At 36.7% G+C, this 20418-nt stretch carries 14 protein-coding genes; 5 read left to right on the forward strand and 9 right to left on the reverse strand.

Features of this window, described 5'->3' with window-relative positions; all coding sequences use genetic code 11:
• Together V7083_RS04600 and V7083_RS04605 are read right to left on the reverse strand one after the other, a co-directional pair.
• Positions 1–1125, reverse strand: a 1125-nt coding sequence (locus V7083_RS04600) for a cation:proton antiporter (RefSeq protein WP_335475850.1), incomplete at its 3' end; no start/stop codon positions are given.
• 186 nt (positions 1126–1311) lie between these two features.
• Entirely contained in the window at positions 1312–4707 is a 3396-nt protein-coding gene (locus V7083_RS04605) for a hypothetical protein (RefSeq protein ID WP_335475852.1), read from the reverse strand.
• 206 nt (positions 4708–4913) lie between these two features.
• On the opposite strand from V7083_RS04605, the gene V7083_RS04610 reads away from it, so the two are divergent.
• The gene (locus V7083_RS04610; protein WP_335475854.1) at positions 4914–5006 is read left to right on the forward strand and encodes a YjcZ family sporulation protein; all 93 of its coding nucleotides are present in this window, start codon (positions 4914–4916) and stop codon (positions 5004–5006) included.
• 89 nt (positions 5007–5095) lie between these two features.
• Here the strand turns inward: V7083_RS04610 and V7083_RS04615 are convergent, their stop codons facing one another.
• Complete coding sequence (locus V7083_RS04615; RefSeq protein WP_335475856.1) at positions 5096–7054, reverse strand: LTA synthase family protein; 1959 nt, start codon at positions 7052–7054, stop codon at positions 5096–5098.
• 737 nt (positions 7055–7791) lie between these two features.
• On the opposite strand from V7083_RS04615, the gene V7083_RS04625 reads away from it, so the two are divergent.
• Entirely contained in the window at positions 7792–7971 is a 180-nt protein-coding gene (locus V7083_RS04625) for an H-type small acid-soluble spore protein (protein WP_335475860.1), read from the forward strand.
• Between the two features lie 45 nt (positions 7972–8016).
• Here V7083_RS04625 and V7083_RS04630 read toward each other — a convergent pair whose 3' ends face one another.
• The 4 genes from V7083_RS04630 to V7083_RS04645 form a co-directional block, all read right to left on the reverse strand.
• Positions 8017–8166 (reverse strand): hypothetical protein, encoded by a 150-nt coding sequence (locus V7083_RS04630; RefSeq protein ID WP_335475862.1) that lies wholly within the window; start codon positions 8164–8166, stop codon positions 8017–8019.
• A 122-nt stretch (positions 8167–8288) separates the two neighbouring features.
• On the reverse strand, positions 8289–9437 hold the full coding sequence (locus V7083_RS04635; protein WP_335475863.1) for an acyl-CoA dehydrogenase family protein: 1149 nt from the start codon (positions 9435–9437) through the stop codon (positions 8289–8291).
• 25 nt (positions 9438–9462) lie between these two features.
• Positions 9463–10125, reverse strand: a complete 663-nt coding sequence (locus tag V7083_RS04640; protein ID WP_335475865.1) for a potassium channel family protein — start codon at positions 10123–10125, stop codon at positions 9463–9465.
• A gap of 25 nt (positions 10126–10150) precedes the next feature.
• Positions 10151–11488, reverse strand: a complete 1338-nt coding sequence (locus tag V7083_RS04645; RefSeq protein WP_335475867.1) for a TrkH family potassium uptake protein — start codon at positions 11486–11488, stop codon at positions 10151–10153.
• A gap of 342 nt (positions 11489–11830) precedes the next feature.
• Here V7083_RS04645 and V7083_RS04650 point away from each other — a divergent pair, with 342 nt between their 5' ends.
• From V7083_RS04650 to V7083_RS04660, 3 genes are all read left to right on the forward strand, one after another.
• Positions 11831–13324, forward strand: a complete 1494-nt coding sequence (locus V7083_RS04650; RefSeq protein WP_335475869.1) for a nitrate/nitrite transporter — start codon at positions 11831–11833, stop codon at positions 13322–13324.
• A gap of 219 nt (positions 13325–13543) precedes the next feature.
• Positions 13544–14845 carry a NarK family nitrate/nitrite MFS transporter gene (locus V7083_RS04655; RefSeq protein WP_335475871.1) on the forward strand — a complete coding sequence of 434 codons (1302 nt, stop codon included), beginning with the start codon at positions 13544–13546 and terminating at the stop codon, positions 14843–14845.
• Between the two features lie 154 nt (positions 14846–14999).
• A complete protein-coding gene (locus V7083_RS04660) occupies positions 15000–15851 on the forward strand; it encodes a 3D domain-containing protein (protein WP_335475873.1) in 852 nt (283 codons plus the stop codon).
• A gap of 365 nt (positions 15852–16216) precedes the next feature.
• On the opposite strand, the gene fdhF is transcribed toward V7083_RS04660, so the two are convergent.
• Together fdhF and V7083_RS04670 are read right to left on the reverse strand one after the other, a co-directional pair.
• Positions 16217–18283: a formate dehydrogenase subunit alpha gene (gene fdhF / locus V7083_RS04665; protein WP_335475875.1), complete on the reverse strand. Its 2067-nt coding sequence runs from the start codon at positions 18281–18283 to the stop codon at positions 16217–16219.
• Between the two features lie 123 nt (positions 18284–18406).
• A partial coding sequence (locus tag V7083_RS04670) for a PAS domain S-box protein (RefSeq protein WP_335475877.1) occupies positions 18407–20418 on the reverse strand: 2012 nt, incomplete at its 5' end.

Below are 20418 nucleotides of genomic sequence, written 5' to 3' on the forward strand. Positions count from 1 at the left end.
TTGTTGAAAGAAGAATTTCATCATTGGTGGTGTTACGATAGTAGTAATTAATACTACAATGACCAAAATAGAGAATAGTTCTTGGCCAATTAGCTTTGCTTCCAAACCAATGGTGGCTAGGATTAAGGCGACTTCTCCACGTGAGACCATGGCTGCGCCAATTCCCATTGAACTAGCCCATGAAAAATTAGATAATTTTGCTCCTAATGCCGCACCAATTAACTTTGTTAGGATGGCGATTATGCTGAATAATAAAATCAATCCTATATTTTGAGAAAGTCCATCAAGGCTTGCCTTTACACCTATTGACGTGAAAAAAACAGGAACAAAAATGGAATACCCGATGGTTTCTATCTTTTCAAAGACTTCTTGGCGATAATTTGTTTGACTGATGGCTACCCCCGCTATATATGCACCAATTATGGCTGCAACACCAGCTAATTCTGCTGTATAAGCAAATAGAAAACAAATGATTAGCGCAGCAGAAACCAGTGATTCGGTTACTCTTAATGGAGAGAATTTCTTGAGAAACCAAGGGACGAGTTTCCATGCAGCTAATATGGATAGCCCAAAGAATAATACCTTTTTAATAAGGACCATTCCCAAATTAACATCTCCACCAGCCATACTCATTAAAAAGGCTAAGGCAATGATGACGACTACATCATCAATGACTGCAGCTCCAAGTATAGTGGCGCCCTCTTTCGTTCGCATTTTATTTAATTCCTTTAATGCTTGGACAGATATACTTACACTGGTAGCTGAAAGTAATAATCCTAAAAACAAGGCTTCAACTGTCGTCATATTCATGATGATTCCTGCAAAGTAACCTACTAGAAATGGAACCATAATCCCGCTAAGACCTACGAGTGTTGCTGCTTTGCCTGAGCGCTTAAATTCCTGCAAATCTGTTTCCATTCCGGCGATAAACATTAATAAAATCACGCCAATTTGACTAAGTTCCTCTAAAGTTGTAGTTTCTGAAACCAATCCCAACACAGCAGGACCTAATAAAACCCCGATTAACAGCTTACCTAAAACGGCAGGCTGCCGCAGTTTTACACTAATTTCCCCCGCCAGTTTTGACGCCACTAAAATAATGGCTAACTCAAAAATTAAATCCATCTAATCACCATTCCTTTTATTGAAATAGAAAAAGAGCCCATAAATGGAATACAGGCCCTTTTTTAGGTACAGAAAAAGCCTGTCAACCAAAGGACATACGTATCCTTAGGTGACAGACTCCTCCAAAAAAATATACCGTAATATTAAGTTATTAATATAGTAACAGATTTTAAAGTATTTTTCAAGCTACTCCCATTTCTTTATCCTATTGATAACTTTTTCCTTAAAGAGCGTGATGAATGTGGTTTCTCCTTTTTGAACTTTTTGCTTATTCCATTCATTCAAACTGGCAATTAAGATCAGAAAGAAACCGGCAATTAATAAATAGATCCACCAAGGCATATTACCCCAATATGGTCTTGTTTGAAGAAATACATTTAATAGCAAAACGCCTGCTCCCGTAAAAAAATATGATTTTATTTGTAAAGTCATCCCAGCAATCATCGATAATAAAGATAGTGAGCCGATAATAATCGCGTCATAAATTGTATTACTCGCAAGGCCGTCTTGAATAAGCAATAGTGAAACAATTAGTAGAACACTCCACTGTAATCTTTTAGTAAATCCACTATATCGTCCTTTTAACATCTTTCTAATAAAGATGACAACTACAATAAATGGCAGAACAAGAACTTCCCTTTGCCATAAAGGCGGAATATTTAATAATTCAATCAACACGTAATAGGGCTGTAAAAGGTAAATACCACCAAGAATCGGCATGAAAACAGACAATTGTTGTGGTACTCTTTTACTTTGCAATAAAAAGGTAATCGCAATGAATAATCCCGGCAACGTCCGTAACCATAAATAAGGCTGAACAAAAAAGTATAAGGATCCAAAATAAAGAAAGCTAATCAATGTATAGGCATCCAGTTTAAACGTACGTTGCTTTGTTCCAACCTCAAAGATTTGAGCATATAGGAATTGACCTAATGCAACCATGCCCACCCCAATTCCTCCAGATAGGAGGATTTTGGAGAAAGGAGCCAGTTCCTCTAAAAAGTAGAATTCCATGGTTGCCATAAACATCATAAATAGTGGAATAATCCCCCATTGATCCCATTTGATTTTATGCATATAAAAACAGGTCATCAACACATACGTACATAAAACTAAGTATGTCTGCCAATGAAAAGGATACGTCCAAAGCATACATAAGATCCCGAATATAGAAAATGGAACAAAGTAATAGGTAGTTCGTTTTTTAAATTCATCATTCGTCAGGTATGAAAACCCGAGGAGAAGTACACTTACAATTGGAAATTCATAGTACCCACTATATTCTTCAATGAAAAAGTCAAACCCTGTTAAGATACTAAAAAATAACGTGGTAAAACTGCCATATAAGAAACTTTTTATTTTCCATTCCACCGATGCCAGTTTAGCGCAATATCCGTAAATCAACACTGCTAGGATAAAACTGTAAATCGAATCTGCATGATATACAAACCAAGTAATAATGAGGGTTAATGGATATATGCAATGACCTACCAGAGCAAATTCATGAGACAAATCATTGTCTTTTCTCCTCAATCCAAATGCAATGAATAGCAATAGGATTGCACTACCTGTAACAATTAAAGCTTTTATGGCAACAGGAATTGTACATGTAACAAATAAGGAATGCATAATTGAAAAATAGGCTAAAAGTGTTTCCACACTTACTAGATACGAAATCCATTTAGCCCCCACTTTTCTATAAAAATAATAAAGCATTCCAATCCCCATGGATAGAATAAGCGGCTGAACCCAAAATTGATTGATGGGGCCAGTCAGAGCATAGAGTATGCTGATTCCATAAAATGCTACAGATGTATATAAGGAAGTCTCGGCTAGTTTTATTTCACCTGTTTTCTTCCATACAAAGCTGGAACCAAGAACAAGAAATGCCGCGACGGCAAAATGGACTGCTGAACCATAATATAAAGAATACTCTAGATTATATGCGTTTATTTGCTCTCCAAACGCAGCAAAGGATAGACCAAATGTAATAGGTAATGCCCATATCGCCGCTTGGGTGAATGGTTTCCTTGTTTCAAACTTCCATTCCAGAAAGGATATCAGGGCTAATGCCAACAGCATAACCCCTAGCTCCCACCGCATAAAAAGTGCCGACGTATATAAAATAGCTAATGCCATTACTGCTAATCCGGTATCTTTTGAACTATTTTGGATCACCAGAATATATTTTGACCATTTTATGACTCCAAAAACAATAAATAACAAAAAACCACTGAAAAATAAAATCACAGAAACATGAGCATCTGTTATCATGATTAATGCCTCGTAGATACCAGTTGCTGCGAATATAGAGCTTAGATACGAAAACAGCAGAATAGAACTATTATGGGTTAAATAAATAAAGTTTATGGCAATAATCCAGTATGCAATCATCAGGGTCACTGAATGGTGCTCTGAACGGAGAAGAATGCCTTCCAGAGTTATATATATAAAGGCAAATCCTGAAATAACCGCACTGGTATACTGAAAGATTTTATCTAATGAAAACCGTTCATCCAATCTCTTTGGAACCAACACCATACCAAAACCTATTAGAGCATAGACGATTTCACCAAAATAATCCAGAAAACTATGTTCAACCAATTGATAGGCCCCATATACAATCATGATGCTAAAGACAAAATGATAATGTCTTGTCCCGCTTACATACATCATCGATAAATAAATAATCGCTGTTAATAGGATGTTCATCCCATAAACGGCTGGGTGATCAAAGAAAAACAGCAGAAATATAGTGCTTAAAACAAGATTTACTTGAATAAAAACAACAAATTCATTAACAAATAATTGGAGTCGGGACCAGTTTTTCCATTTGTGGTATAGGAAAATCAGGGTAGCATTAAATAGTGTCAACCCAAGATAAAAGAAATCAATATTGATTGGTAATCCTGCTAATAGAAAGGCAAATCCTGCTGAAGCAAACACATATGAAAACCAAACAAAAGGTCTAGAATTTAATTTATAAGCAATACATATGTACACGATCGCAGGAATCCAGCTACCCACCACTCCGAGAAGGTATCTTCCCCCTCCATAAATTGACATATAGGGCCCCAATAGACCAAACCATCCAAGTGAAAGGATGAATATGGGTAAAAAAAGACTACCTAATACAAGAAAAGAAAATGCCGTTTTTTTAATTTGTAAAAATTTATACGTTAAAAAGGCGATACCAAAAAACACTAATGAAACGACAGCGATTGAGGCACTTTTCATGATTGCTGTCATTGTTTCCCAATTACTCGTTGCGACGAATAGTCCTCCGATTAGTAGAAAGATCACTCCGATATTTAATGACCATGTTATATTTCTTTCCCGGATTTCCTCAGGAGTTAACGTTTTTTTAACCTTGGACTGTTTTTTGGGTAATCCCAAATTTTCTGATTCTAGTTTCACTTCAGGTAATTGTCTAGCTTCTATTTCTTGAAGATCAATATGATAAAGGTTATCTGCTTCTACGACTGTTTCAACGATTGATTCAGAAAGATATCCCTTTTCCATTAAAGTAAACAATTCTTTTCTAAAGATTTTTCTCCTCTGATCTCTTGTCGTCTGTTCCACTTTATTCTCCCCTTACTATTATGAAGGATTTACCAATAATTCAATTTTACACCTAGTGTAATATTACACTTTTATATATGATTTTTCAACATTTTTAAGGAAACTTATTTGTGGACTGCCCTTTTTAAGCCACATTAGGCGTTTACTCAAACTAAAGGACATGCTCTAACATAATGTAATGTAGTAATTGTAAGGAGGTGGGAAGAATGACTGGAGCAAACAACAGCTTTGCATTAATTGTTGTACTGTTCATTTTGTTGATTATTATTGGTGCTTCTTTTATGGGAGGATACTATTAATTTAGTATTTTTTAGTAGATTCAGCAGTAAGGACACAAATAATAGCACATTATGAAGATGAAAAAAGCTGTGCATTTGCACAGCTTTTTTTAATGATCAGATGATGTTTTCGTTGCTTTACTATTTTTTGGCCCTAAATACTGATAATCATTTGGATTAATTGAAGTATAACCTTGTGGCTTATAGAAACGTAATAGATCTTTATAGACAATTTCATCTGACATTTGTAATTCGGTACTGATTTTATCGGAAATTTCTTTACATGCATCTGCCTGTTCTGTTAATTCACCAGTCTCGGCAGAATAACATTTATCTTTAATTTGAATTTTGTCAGATGAGGCAAAATCGCCATTTCTAAATAATGCCCAATTACGGTGTTGTGGTGATAATAAATCTGAACCAAATTCCATATAGTCCTTTGTGTCAATTCCCAATAAATGTAGAAGAGTTGGACGAACGTCTACTTCTCCACCCACTTGGGATTGTACCCCGCCTTTAACTCCAGGTACATGAATGAATAAAGGAACTCGTTGTAGTTTTGCATTGATAACTGGCGTAACCTCATCCACACCTAATACTTTCGCCATAGCATCATTGTGGTTTTCGGAGATACCATAATGGTCACCATACATCACGATCACCGTATGATCATATAAACCTGATGCCTTTAAATCATTAAAGAACTGTTCCAAAGCTTGATCCATGTAATGAGCAGATTGGAAGTACTGGTTAACAACCGTATCACCATAATCCCCAGCAGGGAAATCAGTATCTTCTGGATCCATGGCAAATGGGAAATGGTTTGATAATGTAATAAACTTTGTATAGAAAGGTTGTTTCATGCTAGTCAATAATGGCATAGATTCTTTAAAGAATGGCTTATCTTTCATACCGTAGTTCTTTGTATTTTCATCTGACATGCTGTAATATTCTGCATCATAAAACTGATCATAACCCAATGCTTTATACATTACATTTCGGTTCCAGAATGTCTTATAGTTTCCATGGAACACTGCTGAATTATACCCGTAGCCTTTTAAAATTGCAGGGGCTGCTTGGTAAGTATTCTGACCTTTGTTCACAAAAACTGCGCCTTGTGCCATTGGATATAATGAGTTTTCCATTAAAAATTCTGCATCGGAAGTTTTCCCTTGTCCTGTTTGATGGTAAAAGTTATTAAAATAGAATGTATTGCCATCATGTGCTAATGAATTTAGAAATGGAGTAACTTCTTGGCCGTCTGGCATTTTGTAATCAATCATAAATGATTGGAAAGATTCCATTGAGACGTAAATCACATTCATACCTTTTGCTTTACCAAAGTATTCAGGATTCGGAGCAGCATAGTTTGCTTTTCTATAGTTCTCTACATCAGTAATATCACTTGAATCAGCTAATGCACGTTGACTGGATGATTTTATATTTTGAATGACATCATAAATGGTAAAGTTATAGGCACCTAGGTATTTCACAAGGTAGTTTCTATCAAAAGAACGGGTTAAAAGCTGCGGACGATCCTTTTCAGCCAAACCTAAGTTAAAAAGAAATGTTGTAATAGCCATTAAAAGAACAATCTTATATGATTTTCTGTTCGTTACCGTTACTTTCTTAAATACAGTTAATGCAAGTGCAATTAATACAAAAAAGTCCGTAAAGTAAAAAATATCAAGTGGAGACATTAATGAAAGTGCGCTATCTCCCAGCTGCCCCGCATTTGTTTTCGTCTGCATTAATACCGGAACCGTAATGAAATCATTAAAAAACCGATAATAAGCAATATTAGCATACAATAAGAAGGATAAAATAAAGTTGGTAATAATCATTACCAGTTTTGAACGCTTTTTAAAAAGAAGAGCTAATCCAAAAAAGAATAACGCAGAGCTTATTGGATTTATTAATAATAAAAATTTCTGCAGATTGTTATCTATACCTAGATTAAATTCAATTTGATATGCCGCGTACGTTTTGACCCAGAACAGTACTACAGCAATTGCAAAAAACGTCATGTGATTATTGTTTAGTTTTTTAGGAAGTCTAATTTTCTTCATTGCCTATTTCTCCTCTCACTTACCAAATTAAGCTTCGGTAAACGAACCTCAATTACTATATCACACTTTTTATAAAAAGAAAAACATAAATTATCCCATTTTTTGTGTTATAGGACTCTGTCTTTTTTCTGCTTTTTTCGACAACCTTTGCCTTGTTCCATTCCCCATTTTTCTCTTAAAACATCTCTTAATTAATATGCCCCGTTCACTTTGGACATGTCTTTTTCAGTCTCAATTATATAAGACGTTTTTGATTTCCATTTAGTTTCATTTTTTTTGGTTCCATGATCTCAAGAAGAAATTACTTTTACCAAGCAAGAAATTGTTTTTTTCATTTCCCACTATCATATACACGAATAATGGGATATTCAATCGGCTTTTAGTCTTATCTTTAGATGAAATATTTTCATAAAATAAGGAACATACTAATAAGGATCAAGTCTACATAACAAATAAGGAGAATTTTCTAATGCCAAGAATTAGGCCGGAATTTACTAAAAGCCCCTATTTTGTGGATGAACCAGGAAACTGGCATCTTAAGCCAGGTGCTCCAAAAGAACTACATGATGAGCTTAATAAGTNNNGTACTATTGAGGGCGTTAAAATTGATTACCCGTATGATCTATAAACTGACTTTCTCCTATTATTATATAGAAGAAAACGATTACAAGTTGTACGCGTATGATTGCAAGAAAGATAACAAAAACTAACATGAAAATTTGATGGAGGTGTTGGTTGTGAATGTAAATCGTGTAAAACAAATTTTATCTTCTTCAGCTGATATTGAGGTTAAATATAATGGTGCCTCTGTGTGGATTGATCAATTAAATGAAGACGGAAGAACAGCAACTGTTCATTTAAGGGGTCCTCTTGAAGAACGAACTACTGTGGAAATAAACGAATTGGTTGAAGAATAAAACAAAATTTCGAAAGGCAGGAATCTCCTGCCTTAAATTACGTCTTTATTTTCCTCTTTGGATTTTACCAGGCTGCGGCTGTTCTTTTGATACGATGCTTCCTAACACTTCTCGATCAAAATTCCCGGCATCCTTACCTGCGCCAGGGGAAATATGTGACATCGGTAGTTGTTCTAATTCTTTTCCTCTTGGCAAATTCCTCACTCCTTTCTTTTAAAATAACCAAAAACATAAATATTAATCGACAATTTTTGAAGGTAGATTGCTCCTTTTTTCATAATAAAAAACCAGCCAAAAATTTTTCGACTGGTTGTATTTTACTGATTATTTATACTAATAGTTGCCAAAGATTTTAATGTCATGTCATCCATTGGCGGGTTATGTAAACCAGCTCTCACATCCCTATAATAGCGTTGCAGGGGATTTTTTAATGAAAGACTTTGGGCTCCCACAATTCTCATTGCCAAATCTACAATCTTTATAGCATTGTTGGTTACCGTTAGTTTTGCAGCACCCAGCGCCGGTCCCAGTTTTAATTTTTCCTGATCGTTTGAAAAATCCCACTGTTTTGCAACCCCGTAAAGAAAATATTCACATTGCATTAATAATAACTCTATTTCCCCCAATCTATTCTGAACATTAGGCAGTTCAATGATTGGCCCAGTAATACTGTTTGGAGAATAGCTACTTGCAAACTCTATCGCATATTTTTTTGCCGATTTCGCAATCCCTAGATAACAGGCAGGTATATGCAACAGCCAGCCATTCGTTTTTTTATCATGATCATTTAGCTTCTCAACTAAATACTGATTAGGTACTTGAACATTTTTTAAAATTAAATCGTGACTACCGGTTCCTCGCATGGCAATGCTATCCCACGTCTCCTCAATCTCTACCCCTTGCGTTGTCCGAGGGATTAGAAAATTAGCGACCTCATTTGATTCATGAATAGTCGCACTTACAATTAATAAATCAAGCATAGGTGACATCGTTGTATACGTTTTACGGCCATTGATGATCCATTCATCACCGATTTTTTTTGCAGTTGTTTCTGGCCTTCCTCCACGGGTAGGGCTACCTGTCTTCGGTTCTGTTTGTGCACTATTCAGTAGTTGACCGGATAGTACTTTTTCGCATAATTCCGCAAAGACTGTTTCGTTCCAAAGCTCTTTTTCACTTAAGTTAAAAACAATTCCCATATGCCATCCAATTGATAACGATGTAGCTCCATCCCCTTCAGCCATTTTTTCTTGAAGTCGAACAAGTTCATAAAGTGAAATGCCCTTTCCGCCAAATTTGGTCGGTACGGTTAGAGCTGTATATCTTGTCTTCTTTAAATCCTGAATATTTTCATATGGAAAACTACCATCTAGATCTACCTGATGAGCTCTTTGGGAAAATTGTTTATACAGCTCTTCCATTAATACAAGTCTTTCTTCTATTGAACTTGTCTCATAAAAATTCACGCTTCTTCTCCCCCTTATATTTTATCTATACTTTAGAATCCAGGTTAGCAAAACTCTCCAAGTTTTTATTATCACCTATCACAACAAGGACATCGCCTATTTCAATTATCTTATCCGGTGAAGGGGAAATATCAATCTCGTGTTTATGTCGAATGGCGATAACACTTAAATTAAATTTTGCTCTTAAATCAAGTTCCCTTAATGTATTATTTGTCATCTGATCGGGTATTCTGACTTCTTCCACACTATAATCCTTGGAAAGTTCAATGAAATTCAACACATTGGGCGATAAAAGCTGGTGAGCGACTCTTATTCCCATATCACGTTCAGGAAATACTACCCAATCAGCACCAACCTTTTTCAAGACTTGTCCATGCAATTTATTTAAAGCTTTGGCTATTACCTTCTTTACACCAAGCTCTTTTAATAATAAAGCACTTAAGATGCTAGCTTGTATATCATTTCCAATTGCAACGATAACCGTATCAAAATTTCGAATGCCAATTGATTTTAACGCTTCCTGATCTGTTGAATCAGCAATGACAGAATGTGTCACAAACGGATGGGATTCGTCCACTCGTTCTTCATTAATATCTACCCCAAGCACTTCTTGACCTGATTCGAATAATTTATTAGCAATGCTTAATCCAAATCTGCCTAATCCAATTACTGCATATTGATTAGCCAATCCAAAACCCTCCTTAGAAGTCATACTACCCAATCATGATTTTTCCTTTTGGATAACGGAAAGCATCCGGATTTCTTCGTATGGTAACAGCATAAGCAATGGTTAGCGGGCCTACCCTTCCTGCAAACATGGTAAAAATAATTAATGCTTTCCCAAATGGGGACAATTCAGGTGTCAGCCCCATCGATAGACCGACTGTTGCAAATGCGGATGTTGCTTCAAAGATGATCATTAAAAAATCTTTGCCATGCTCAGTTATTGTTAAAATCAGAGATACAAAAATGACAAGAAATAGTCCACTAAACGTTACAGTTAAAGCCTTATAAATTGTTTCATAAATAATCCTTTGTCGATAAAAAATAACATCTTCCTTCCCACGAATTTGAGACCAAATAGCTCCTATTAAGGTAGTAAATGTCGTTGTTTTAATCCCACCACCTGTCGAACCCGGCGATGCACCAATGAACATGAGGATTATTAATAATAATAATGAGGATTGAGTCATGTCACCAATACTGATGGTATTTGCCCCGGCAGTACGAGCGGTTACAGACTGAAAAAGTGAACCAAGGAATTTTCCTGTCATTGATAACGGTTTAAGCGTTTTTGGATTATTGTAATCTAAAAAGAAAATTCCTATTGTCCCAAAGACAACTAAAAAGATACTTGTCATGATGACAATCTTTGTATGAAGGGACAAACGTTTTGAACGTCGATACTCATAAAGTTCATTCATGACAATAAAGCCGATTCCACCTAAGGTAATTAACGTGCAGACAGTTAAATTAACAATCGGATCATTTACATACCCAGTTAGACTACGAAATTCTCCCATAATATCAAACCCAGCATTATTAAAGTTAGAAATAGAATGGAATATTCCATAATAAATTGCCTTTCCGAGCGACATATCAAATGAAAAACGAATCGTTAAAAAAAAGGCTCCGACCATTTCAATGACTGCAGTAAATATCAAAATCCTTTTGGCTAAACGAACAACACCTTCCATTGAAAGATTATTTAACGATTCTTGTAGAAGGATCCGTTCTTTAAGCGAAATCCGTTTACCCAATAGAAAGGCGAAAAGAGTTGCAAAGGTCATAAATCCTAAGCCGCCAATTTGGATTAAAAATAAAATAACCAATTGACCAAACATGGTAAAGGTGGTTCCTGTATCGACCACAACTAGTCCTGTTACACAGGTAGCAGAAGTGGCTGTAAATAACGCATTTAAAAAATGCAAGCCTTGCCCATCCTTTGTTGAAACTGGGAGTGTTAATAATAAAGCCCCGATGAAAATGATTACTGCAAATCCAATCACAAGAATTTTAGGTGGATCAAGTAATGGTTTTTTCCTTTGCATAATTTCCTTCCTATCCCTTTTAAATTTGTTGATATATTTCTATTTGTAAGGACCTGTTTATTCTACTTTTCCCCAACAGTTCACAAATATATTTTTTAAATCCTTACTTTATATATTCTTCCTCTTAAGCTAAATTGGAATATATGAACTTCACAGGAAAAATATACTACCAGAAATAAATTCTGTAAATCATTAATAATTGTGCCGTACCTCACTGTGTAATAACAGGGGTTCTTTTATAATATTATAAGGGAAATTTTTCATGCGTTTTCATATCGTATATTTTATACTAATTTAATATAATTTTGGAATAATAAGTAAACGGGAATAAGGGGGATTATCATGAATAGAGGAACAAAACAACTTCTGGTCCAAACAAGCAGCCTAGTAGCTGGTTTTATGGTCTGGGTACTTATTTCATCACTTATGCCATTCATTAAATCAGATATTTCATTAACTTCTACCCAAATCTCTTGGGCCACCGCTGTACCAGTTATTCTTGGGTCACTTTTAAGGGTCCCAATCGGCTATTGGACGAATCGTTTTGGAGCAAGACTTTTATTTTCAATCAGCTTTTTAGTTCTTTTAGCGCCAATCGCGATTATTAGCTACGCAAGTTCCTTACTTGTCCTAATTTTAGGAGGATTTTTACTGGGTATTGGAGGTGCCGTATTTTCTATTGGTGTCACCTCTCTACCGAAGTACTATCCAAAATCAAAACACGGTTTTATTAATGGTATTTATGGTGCAGGAAATATCGGAACAGCCATTACTTCTTTTCTTGCCCCTGTTCTTGCTGACCAATTTGGTTGGAGATCAACAGTCAAAATTTATTTAATTATTGTTTTATTTTTTGCTGTCTTAAATTTCCTTTTTGGTGATCGTAAAGAACAAAAAGCACACATTCCATTATCAAAGCAAATTAACGAAGTATATAAAAATCCTAAACTTTGGTGTTTAAGCTTGTTTTATTTTATTACATTTGGTTCTTTTGTGGCATTTACTATTTATTTACCGTCATTCTTGGTTAATCATTTTGAATTAACCAAAGTGGATGCTGGACTAAGAACAGCAGGTTTTATTGCCTTGGCCACCATTTTCAGACCGATTGGCGGTTGGCTGGGGGATAAAGTAAATCCATTTATCATTTTAATGGCAGTCTTTTTTAGTTTGACATTTGCCGGATTTTTACTTTCTTTCACTCCATCATTGCCTATTTATTCCTTTGGCTGTTTGTTAGTAGCTTTCTTTGCCGGAATCGGAAATGGTGCAATCTTTAAATTAGTCCCTTTATTTTTCTCAAAACAGGCAGGAATTGTAAACGGAATTGTTTCAGCTATGGGTGGTTTAGGTGGTTTTTTTCCACCGATTATTCTGACGATCTTATTTAATTGGACTGGGCATTATGCGATTGGATTTATGTCCCTTTCCGAATTTTCCTTAGCGAGTTTGGTTATCGTAGTATGGCTATTTTATCAAGATAAATTGGATATCTCCGCTAAAATTGTCAACCATGCAGTAGATGGTATTTGTCTTACAGACGTGAATGGAATTATCCAAAAAGTAAATCCTGCCTTTACAAGAATCACCGGATATTCTCAAGAAGAAGTCGTCGGGAAAACACCAAGTGTGCTGCAATCTGGAGAACATGGAAATGATTTTTATAGAGATATGTGGGAGCAATTAAAAACAGATGGCTTTTGGGAAGGCTTCATTTGGAATAAGCGGAAAAACGATGAAATCTACAAGGAGTGGTTGACCATAACAGCTATTAAGGATGATTCAGGCGATACCAAAAATTATGTTGGTATGTTTAAAGAAGAAACAGAAAAATAGTAATTCTAACTAGGGACCCTTTTCACGTAATAGGGTCTTTTTTTTGTGAAAAAGGACTTTTTGACAACTTTTTGTCATCCTCCCCGTGTTCACAATTCCTTCACCACTTTTGTGACGTACGTCACAAAATTAAGGTTGGCATGTGATTTATATTAACAATGTAAACATTAACTACTTCAGAAATGAAAAATAAGGATAAAGGATTAGGGGGAATAAATAATGGCCCGAATTACTTATTGGAATCCAGAGGATGAAAAGTTCTGGAATGCCGAAGGAAAAAAACATGCAAGAAGAAACTTATGGATCTCAGTACCATCACTTATGCTAGCATTTATTGTCTGGCAGATCTGGTCAGTTGTTGCTATCAGGCTTAATGATGTTGGCTTCCACTTTTCAGAAGAACAATTATTTACTCTATCAGCTATACCAGGTTTAGTCGGTGCAACACTACGATTTGTCTATACTTTTGCTGTCGGCTCATTTGGCGGAAAAAACTGGACTGTCATTTCAACAGCATTACTTGCTATTCCAGCGATAGGCATTGGTTTTGCCGTACAAAATCCTGACACATCTTACACAACGATGCTTTTACTTGCTGCACTTTGTGGATTAGGCGGAGGCAGCTTCTCTTCTTCAAGTGCAAATATCAGCTTCCTATTTCCTAAAAAAGAAAAAGGTACTGCTCTAGGAATCAACGGCGGACTTGGAAACATGGGTGTATCTGTTGTTCAATTCGTAACACCACTAGTTATTACATCTGGAACATTTGCTTTAGTTGGTGACAAACAAGTTCTGGCAAACGGTCAAGCTCTTTGGTTACAAAACGCTGCATTCGTTTGGGTAATTCCAATCATCATTATGACTTTACTTGCTCTATTTAAAATGGATAATGTCCCTGGAGCAAAACAATCAGTTGCAGAGCAATTTGTGATTGTGAAACGTAAACACACTTGGATCATGACGATTCTTTATATCGGAACATTCGGATCTTTCATTGGTTATTCAGCAGCATTCCCGTTATTATTGAAATCTCAATTCCCTGAACATATTTCTCTTGCCTTCCTTGGTGCATTAGTTGCAGCAGCTGCAAGACCTGTCGGTGGATGGATTGCAGATAAATTGGGTGGGGCAAAAGTTACTGCAGTCGTATTTGTAGTCATGACAATTGGAGCACTAGGCGTAATCTTCTTCCTAAATGCTCATCAATTTAATGGTTTCTTAGCAGCATTCTTAGTACTATTCTTAGCAGCTGGTATTGGTTCAGGGTCAACATTCCAAATGATTCCGAACATCTTTATTCCTAAAGAAGCAGCTCCAGTTATTGGGTTCTCTGCAGCATTTGCTGCCTACGGTTCATTCTTAATTCCAAAATTATTTGGTTGGTCCGTAAAAGCTACTGGTACTCCAGTTACAGCATTCTACTTCTTTATTGGATTCTATGTCATCTCATTTGCTTTAAACTATTACTTCTATCAAAGAAAAACTACAGCTGCAAAGACAGCAATCAAACATGCCGGGTAATCCCCGGTATGTTTTTTTAATGAATGGGATAGAAATATTATCGTAATATAATCGCCATTCTTGTAAATAAATTAACATCTCCCTGTTCTTTTTCTGAGGAAATACCATGTTATCATGGTTACAGTTAGCAGCAAAAGAAATGGGAGGTATGTACATGATAAAAAAAATATATTCTATGATAACAGTTGCTGTACTCTCAGTATCTCTTGGTGCTAAGGTGCAGGCTGAAGAGATTCCTTTAAAAAGCGTTGTTCAACAAGATCACCATGCCAAACAGAGTTTAAAAAAATGGCAGGATTTATCCCTTACTTTCACAATGGCAGATCCTATAAAAATGTCTTTATATACCCAAAGCAATGCGACAAATCAAACTACATTTTGGGCTATTGCAGATCATATTCATGATTTAGCTGAGCAAGAAAATATCATAAAAGTATTACCGGAATATCCGGTTACGGTTGCCGCTGAGCCTACGCAAGTCACTACTCCGGAAGTAGTTGCACAACGAATTCAGCAAAGAGATGTTGCCAAAGAGGTAGAATCTGTATCTGTACCCCAGGTTACTAGTGTACCAGTTAAAACAGAACCCGCTCCATCGAATGTTGAGCAACCTGTGGAAGTAACTGATGATAAACCCGCAGAGGCACAGACTGAAAAACCAGTTGAGGCAGATAAACCTATATCCACTGAAGAAGCAACAGCTGTACAACAGGCTACACAAGAAATCACCGTAAAGGCTACTGCTTATACTGCTTCTTGCGAAGGGTGCTCAGGAGTCACAGCAACTGGTGTTGATATTAAGGAAAATCCAGAAGCCAAAGTTATTGCCGTAGATCCAAAGGTGATTCCACTTGGTAGTACGGTATATGTAGAAGGATATGGCCAAGCCATTGCTGCTGACACTGGCGGTGCCATTAAAGGAAATCGCATTGATGTTTTTATCCCATCCGAAGAAGATGCAATGGAATGGGGGAAAAAGGAAGTTACTGTTAAAATTATTCATTAAAGCTGCCAGTTTTGGCAGCTTTTTTTTGGTGCCACGTGGCCATCGGTTCTAGGTGTTCATAGGGACCGTTTCGATGAAAATAGATAGGAAGTGAGATTTATAAAAGGTTCATAACTACTGTTTCATTCCATAATCATTCGGCCGGGCTTTATGATGGTTTCATAACGACTGTTTCGTTCCTTATTCCTTCGGCGCTGGCTTTATAATGGTTTCATAACAACCGTTTTGTTCCTTATACCTTCGGCGCTGGCTTTATGAAGTTAGCTCATCTTCGGTCACTGTCTGACTTTCTCGTCTCCCCTTTAGCCTGAAAGATAATCGAAAAAAATAGTGCAGCCCATACGCTGCACTATCTTAAATAACCATTATATAATTTTAGAAATCGCTACGGCACAGGCTTTGTACTCGGCCGTTCCGGAGATTGGGTCGTATTCGTTTAATGTTAATACATTAGTTGGTGTTTCGCTCCAGTGGAAGCTCATAAAGACGAGTCCTGGCACGACCTGTTCAGTAATCTTTGCTTTTACGTCCAGTTCTCCTCTTCTCGAACGAACATGTACCACTTCACCATCAGCGATCCCCAACAACGCTGCATCTTCGGGATGGATATCGATTGTCTCTTCTGTTTGCTTGATTTTAACACCGGCTGCATAATGACGAGTTTGGGAATGTGTATTATATGATTCGTAACGTCTTCCCGTCGTCAGCATAAACGGGTACTCATCATCAGGCAGCTCCATTGGCGGCGTGTAATCAACCGGAACAAATGGGGACTTTTTCGATACAGCCTCTGTTTGATGAAATCTTTCATGCAAGATGAATGTTCCCGGATGGGATTCATCAGGGCACGGATAATGTAGACTATACTCATTTTCTAAACGAGAGTAAGAAATTCCACCATACATCTCCCAGGCAAGCCGTCTTACTTCATCCCAAATTTCCTCACTATTATGATAAAGCATTGGATAGCCCATTAATGTTGCCAGCTCTGAAAGAATCACCCAGTCTTCTTTTGTGTTTGGATGGGCTTCAACAGCTTTGCGTACACGTTGGACTCTACGGTCTGTATTGGTAAACGTCCCCTCTGTTTCCCCCCATGAACGGGCAGGCAAGACAACATCTGCCATTCTAGCAGTTTCTGTCATGAAAATGTCTTGAACAACCAATAAATTGAGCTTTTCAAATAGTGTTTTAGTATGGTTCATATGAACATCGGCAAGGAGCGGGTTTTCTCCAATAATATATAGTGCTTTCAATTCACCTAATTCAATTCTGTCAAAAGTCCTAGTTTGCGTGTCGCCTGCCTGAGGATTAAGCATAACTCCCCACTCATTTTCATAACGGGCTCTGTATTCATCATTTGCTAGGCTCATTGCCCCAGGCAATTGGTTTGGCAGACAGCCCATATCTCCTGCACCTTGGACATTATTTTGTCCGCGCAAAGGCATGATGCCTGTACCTGGTTTTCCGATATTTCCAGTTAACAGTGCTAGGTTTGCTATGTCAAATACATTATTTACTCCACAATGATGTTCCGTGATTCCTAAAGTATAAGCAATCATTGAGCCGTTTGAATTCGCATATTCCCTGGCTGTTGCCACAATATCTTCTTCGGTTAAACCAGTTATGGCAGCCACATATTTAGGAGTGTATCGCTCAACCTGTTTTTCAAGCTTCTCAAAATCAATCGTGAATTGTTTTACAAAAGCTGCATTATACAATTTCTCTTTCAGAATAACATGAATAAAGGCATTAATGAGGGCAATATCGGTCCCTACATTAATTTGTAAGTGACGATGTGACACCTTCGTCATATCGATTTTTCTTGGATCTATGACAATAATTTTGAGACCTGATTTAACGGCTTTTTTCATCCTGTTTGCAATAATTGGATGAGCCTCCGTAGTGTTCGAGCCCATTAATAATAATACCTCGGCTTTGTCAAAATCGTCTAAGGTATTCGTTGGTGAACCGCTTCCAAAAATAGTTGCCAGACCGGCAACGCTAGGAGCGTGTCACGTTCGGTTACAACCGTCGATATTATTGCTTCCAATAACGGTTCTCATAAACTTTTGTGTCACATAGTTTGATTCATTTGTACTTCTAGCACATGCAAACATACTGATGGCATTGGGACCGAATGAATCTTTCACATCCGTCAATTTGCTCGCAATAAACTGATAGGCTTCCTCCCATGTTGTCTCAACAAGCTTTCCGGCTTTTCGAATCAGTGGTGACGTTAAGCGGTTAGGAGCATGAACATATTCATAAGCAAAAGCTCCTTTTACACAGGTTTGTCCTTTATTTACGGGAGCTTCCTTGTCACCGCGAATTTTCATGATTTTGTTGTCTTCAACTTCAAGGATTAATCCACAACCAGTACCGCAGTAACCACATATGGTTTTTACTAAACTTGATGCACCCACTAACATCTCCTCCTAGAAAAACATAAATACCTATATAATCATATTAATCTATTTAAACGTGTTATAGGTTTTATTTTTTTAAATATTTTTCGAAAAAAATGCAAACAAAAAAACGGGGATAAACCCCGTTTAAGCTGTTCTTGCTGGTAGTAAGATATTAAAGGTGGTTCCTTTATTCGGTTCGCTTTCAACAAATACCTTTCCATTATGGCTTTCGATAATTTTAAAGCTTACCATTAAGCCTAAGCCGTTTCCATTCTTCTTCGTTGTAAAGAACGGTTCACCTAGCTTTTCCAATTTTTCCTTTGGTATTCCTACCCCTGTATCTTGGATAGAAATTTGGACATTATTTTCATGAATCATTGTATTTACGTGGAGATCCCCACCATTCGGCATGGCTTCGATACCATTTTTAATAAAGTTTAGAAATACTTGTTTCAAGCGGTTCTCATCGCATTCAATTTGAATGATTTCTTGATTGCAGTTGAAGTGAATACGCACATTTTTCTTTCTAGCCTCAAATTCGAGCAGAGAGACAACATTTTTAATAACCGGAACTACATTTTTCTCTTCCAGTTCAACGGCTTTAGGCTTGGCAAGAACCATGAAATCCTCAACAATGGTATTAACCCGTTCTATTTCATCTAAAATGATATTTAAAAATTCTAGGCGATCCGGATCCTTTTCGTCCAATTGCAAGAATTCAGTATATCCTTTCATTGATGTCAATGGATTTCGTATTTCATGGGCTACACCAGCAGCAAGTTGCCCAACGGCGGCCAGCTTATCCTGACGGTGCAAAGCTTCCTCCTGCTTCTTCCGTTCAGTAATATCATTTCGGATCGCAAGATATTGATACGGCTTACCATTCTCATTTAAAAAAGGAACAATTGTCGTATCCACCCAATAATAAGTTCCATCCTTTGCTTTATTGCGAATTTCCTCTTGCCATACGTGCCCTTGGCCAATTGTTCGCCACATATCCTTGAAAAACTCTTTTGAATGATAGCCGGAATTAAGAATCCGGTGATCCTTTCCGATTAATTCCTCACGAGAGTATTTTGAGATCTCACAGAATTTATCATTAACTGTGGTGATCCTTCCCTTTTCATCGGTAATTGCTACGATGGAAGATTGATTTAGAGCAAAGGTGATGTCCTTTACCTCTTTCATGGATTGAATTAGATTTTCCTCAGCCGCTTTGCGCTTAGTGATGTCCGATCGTATTGCTATATACTGAATCGGCTTGCCCTTTTTATTAAGAAATGGAACAATCGTCGTATCCACCCAGTAAAAAGTCCCGTCCTTTGCTTTGTTACGTATTTCCCCACGCCATATTTCACCAGATTGAATGGTATTCCATAAGTCTTTAAAAAATTCTTTGGTATGATATCCCGAATTTAGGATTCGATGATTTCTTCCAAGGATTTCTTCCTTTTTGTACTTTGATATTTCTTCAAATTTATCATTTACAAAAACAATCGTTCCCAACGGGTCAGTGATGGTTACAATCGTGGATGCATCAAGTGCTGCTTTAATATCCTTTAAATTGGTATCCGATGTAGCCAACTGTTTACTGATTAAGGTGCTTGATACAATGAGTCCTGCCATAATGAGTACGGATACAAATAACACTAAATAAATGAAAAATGAATTTCCAGCTCCGGTACTGTCCAATAATTCATTTGTACTCAAAATAACAGAGGATTTATATAATAGCATGTGTCCTTCGGCGATGGCAGCTGACATAATCAACGCGCTAACCGGTTTTAACCAAACTCGATGACCAGTTGTAAAGTTCCTAGTTGAAAAAAGAATCCATAATGAAAACAAGAATGCACCAAATATTAGGGTTCCAGAAAAAATAAATAATGGCAAATTATATTTTATCGTCATGTTGAGTGAATATATGCTAAAAATATGAATACCCAGTATAGCTACTGTTAAAAACAAGCTTCCTGCAAACAAATGAATGAATCTTATTTCTTTTCCGAAGAAGGGAAAAAATGCCATCCCGGTAAAAGCAATACCAATAAAAATTGATAATAACGTAAGGGATATATGATTATTAACTAGCAAGCCCGGGTTATTGGAGATAATTCCAAAAAAGCTAGTAACCCAAATACCAATCCCCATTGAAA

This window comes from Bacillus sp. JJ1764, from assembly GCF_036962145.1.
Lineage (GTDB): Bacteria > Bacillota > Bacilli > Bacillales > Cytobacillaceae > Neobacillus.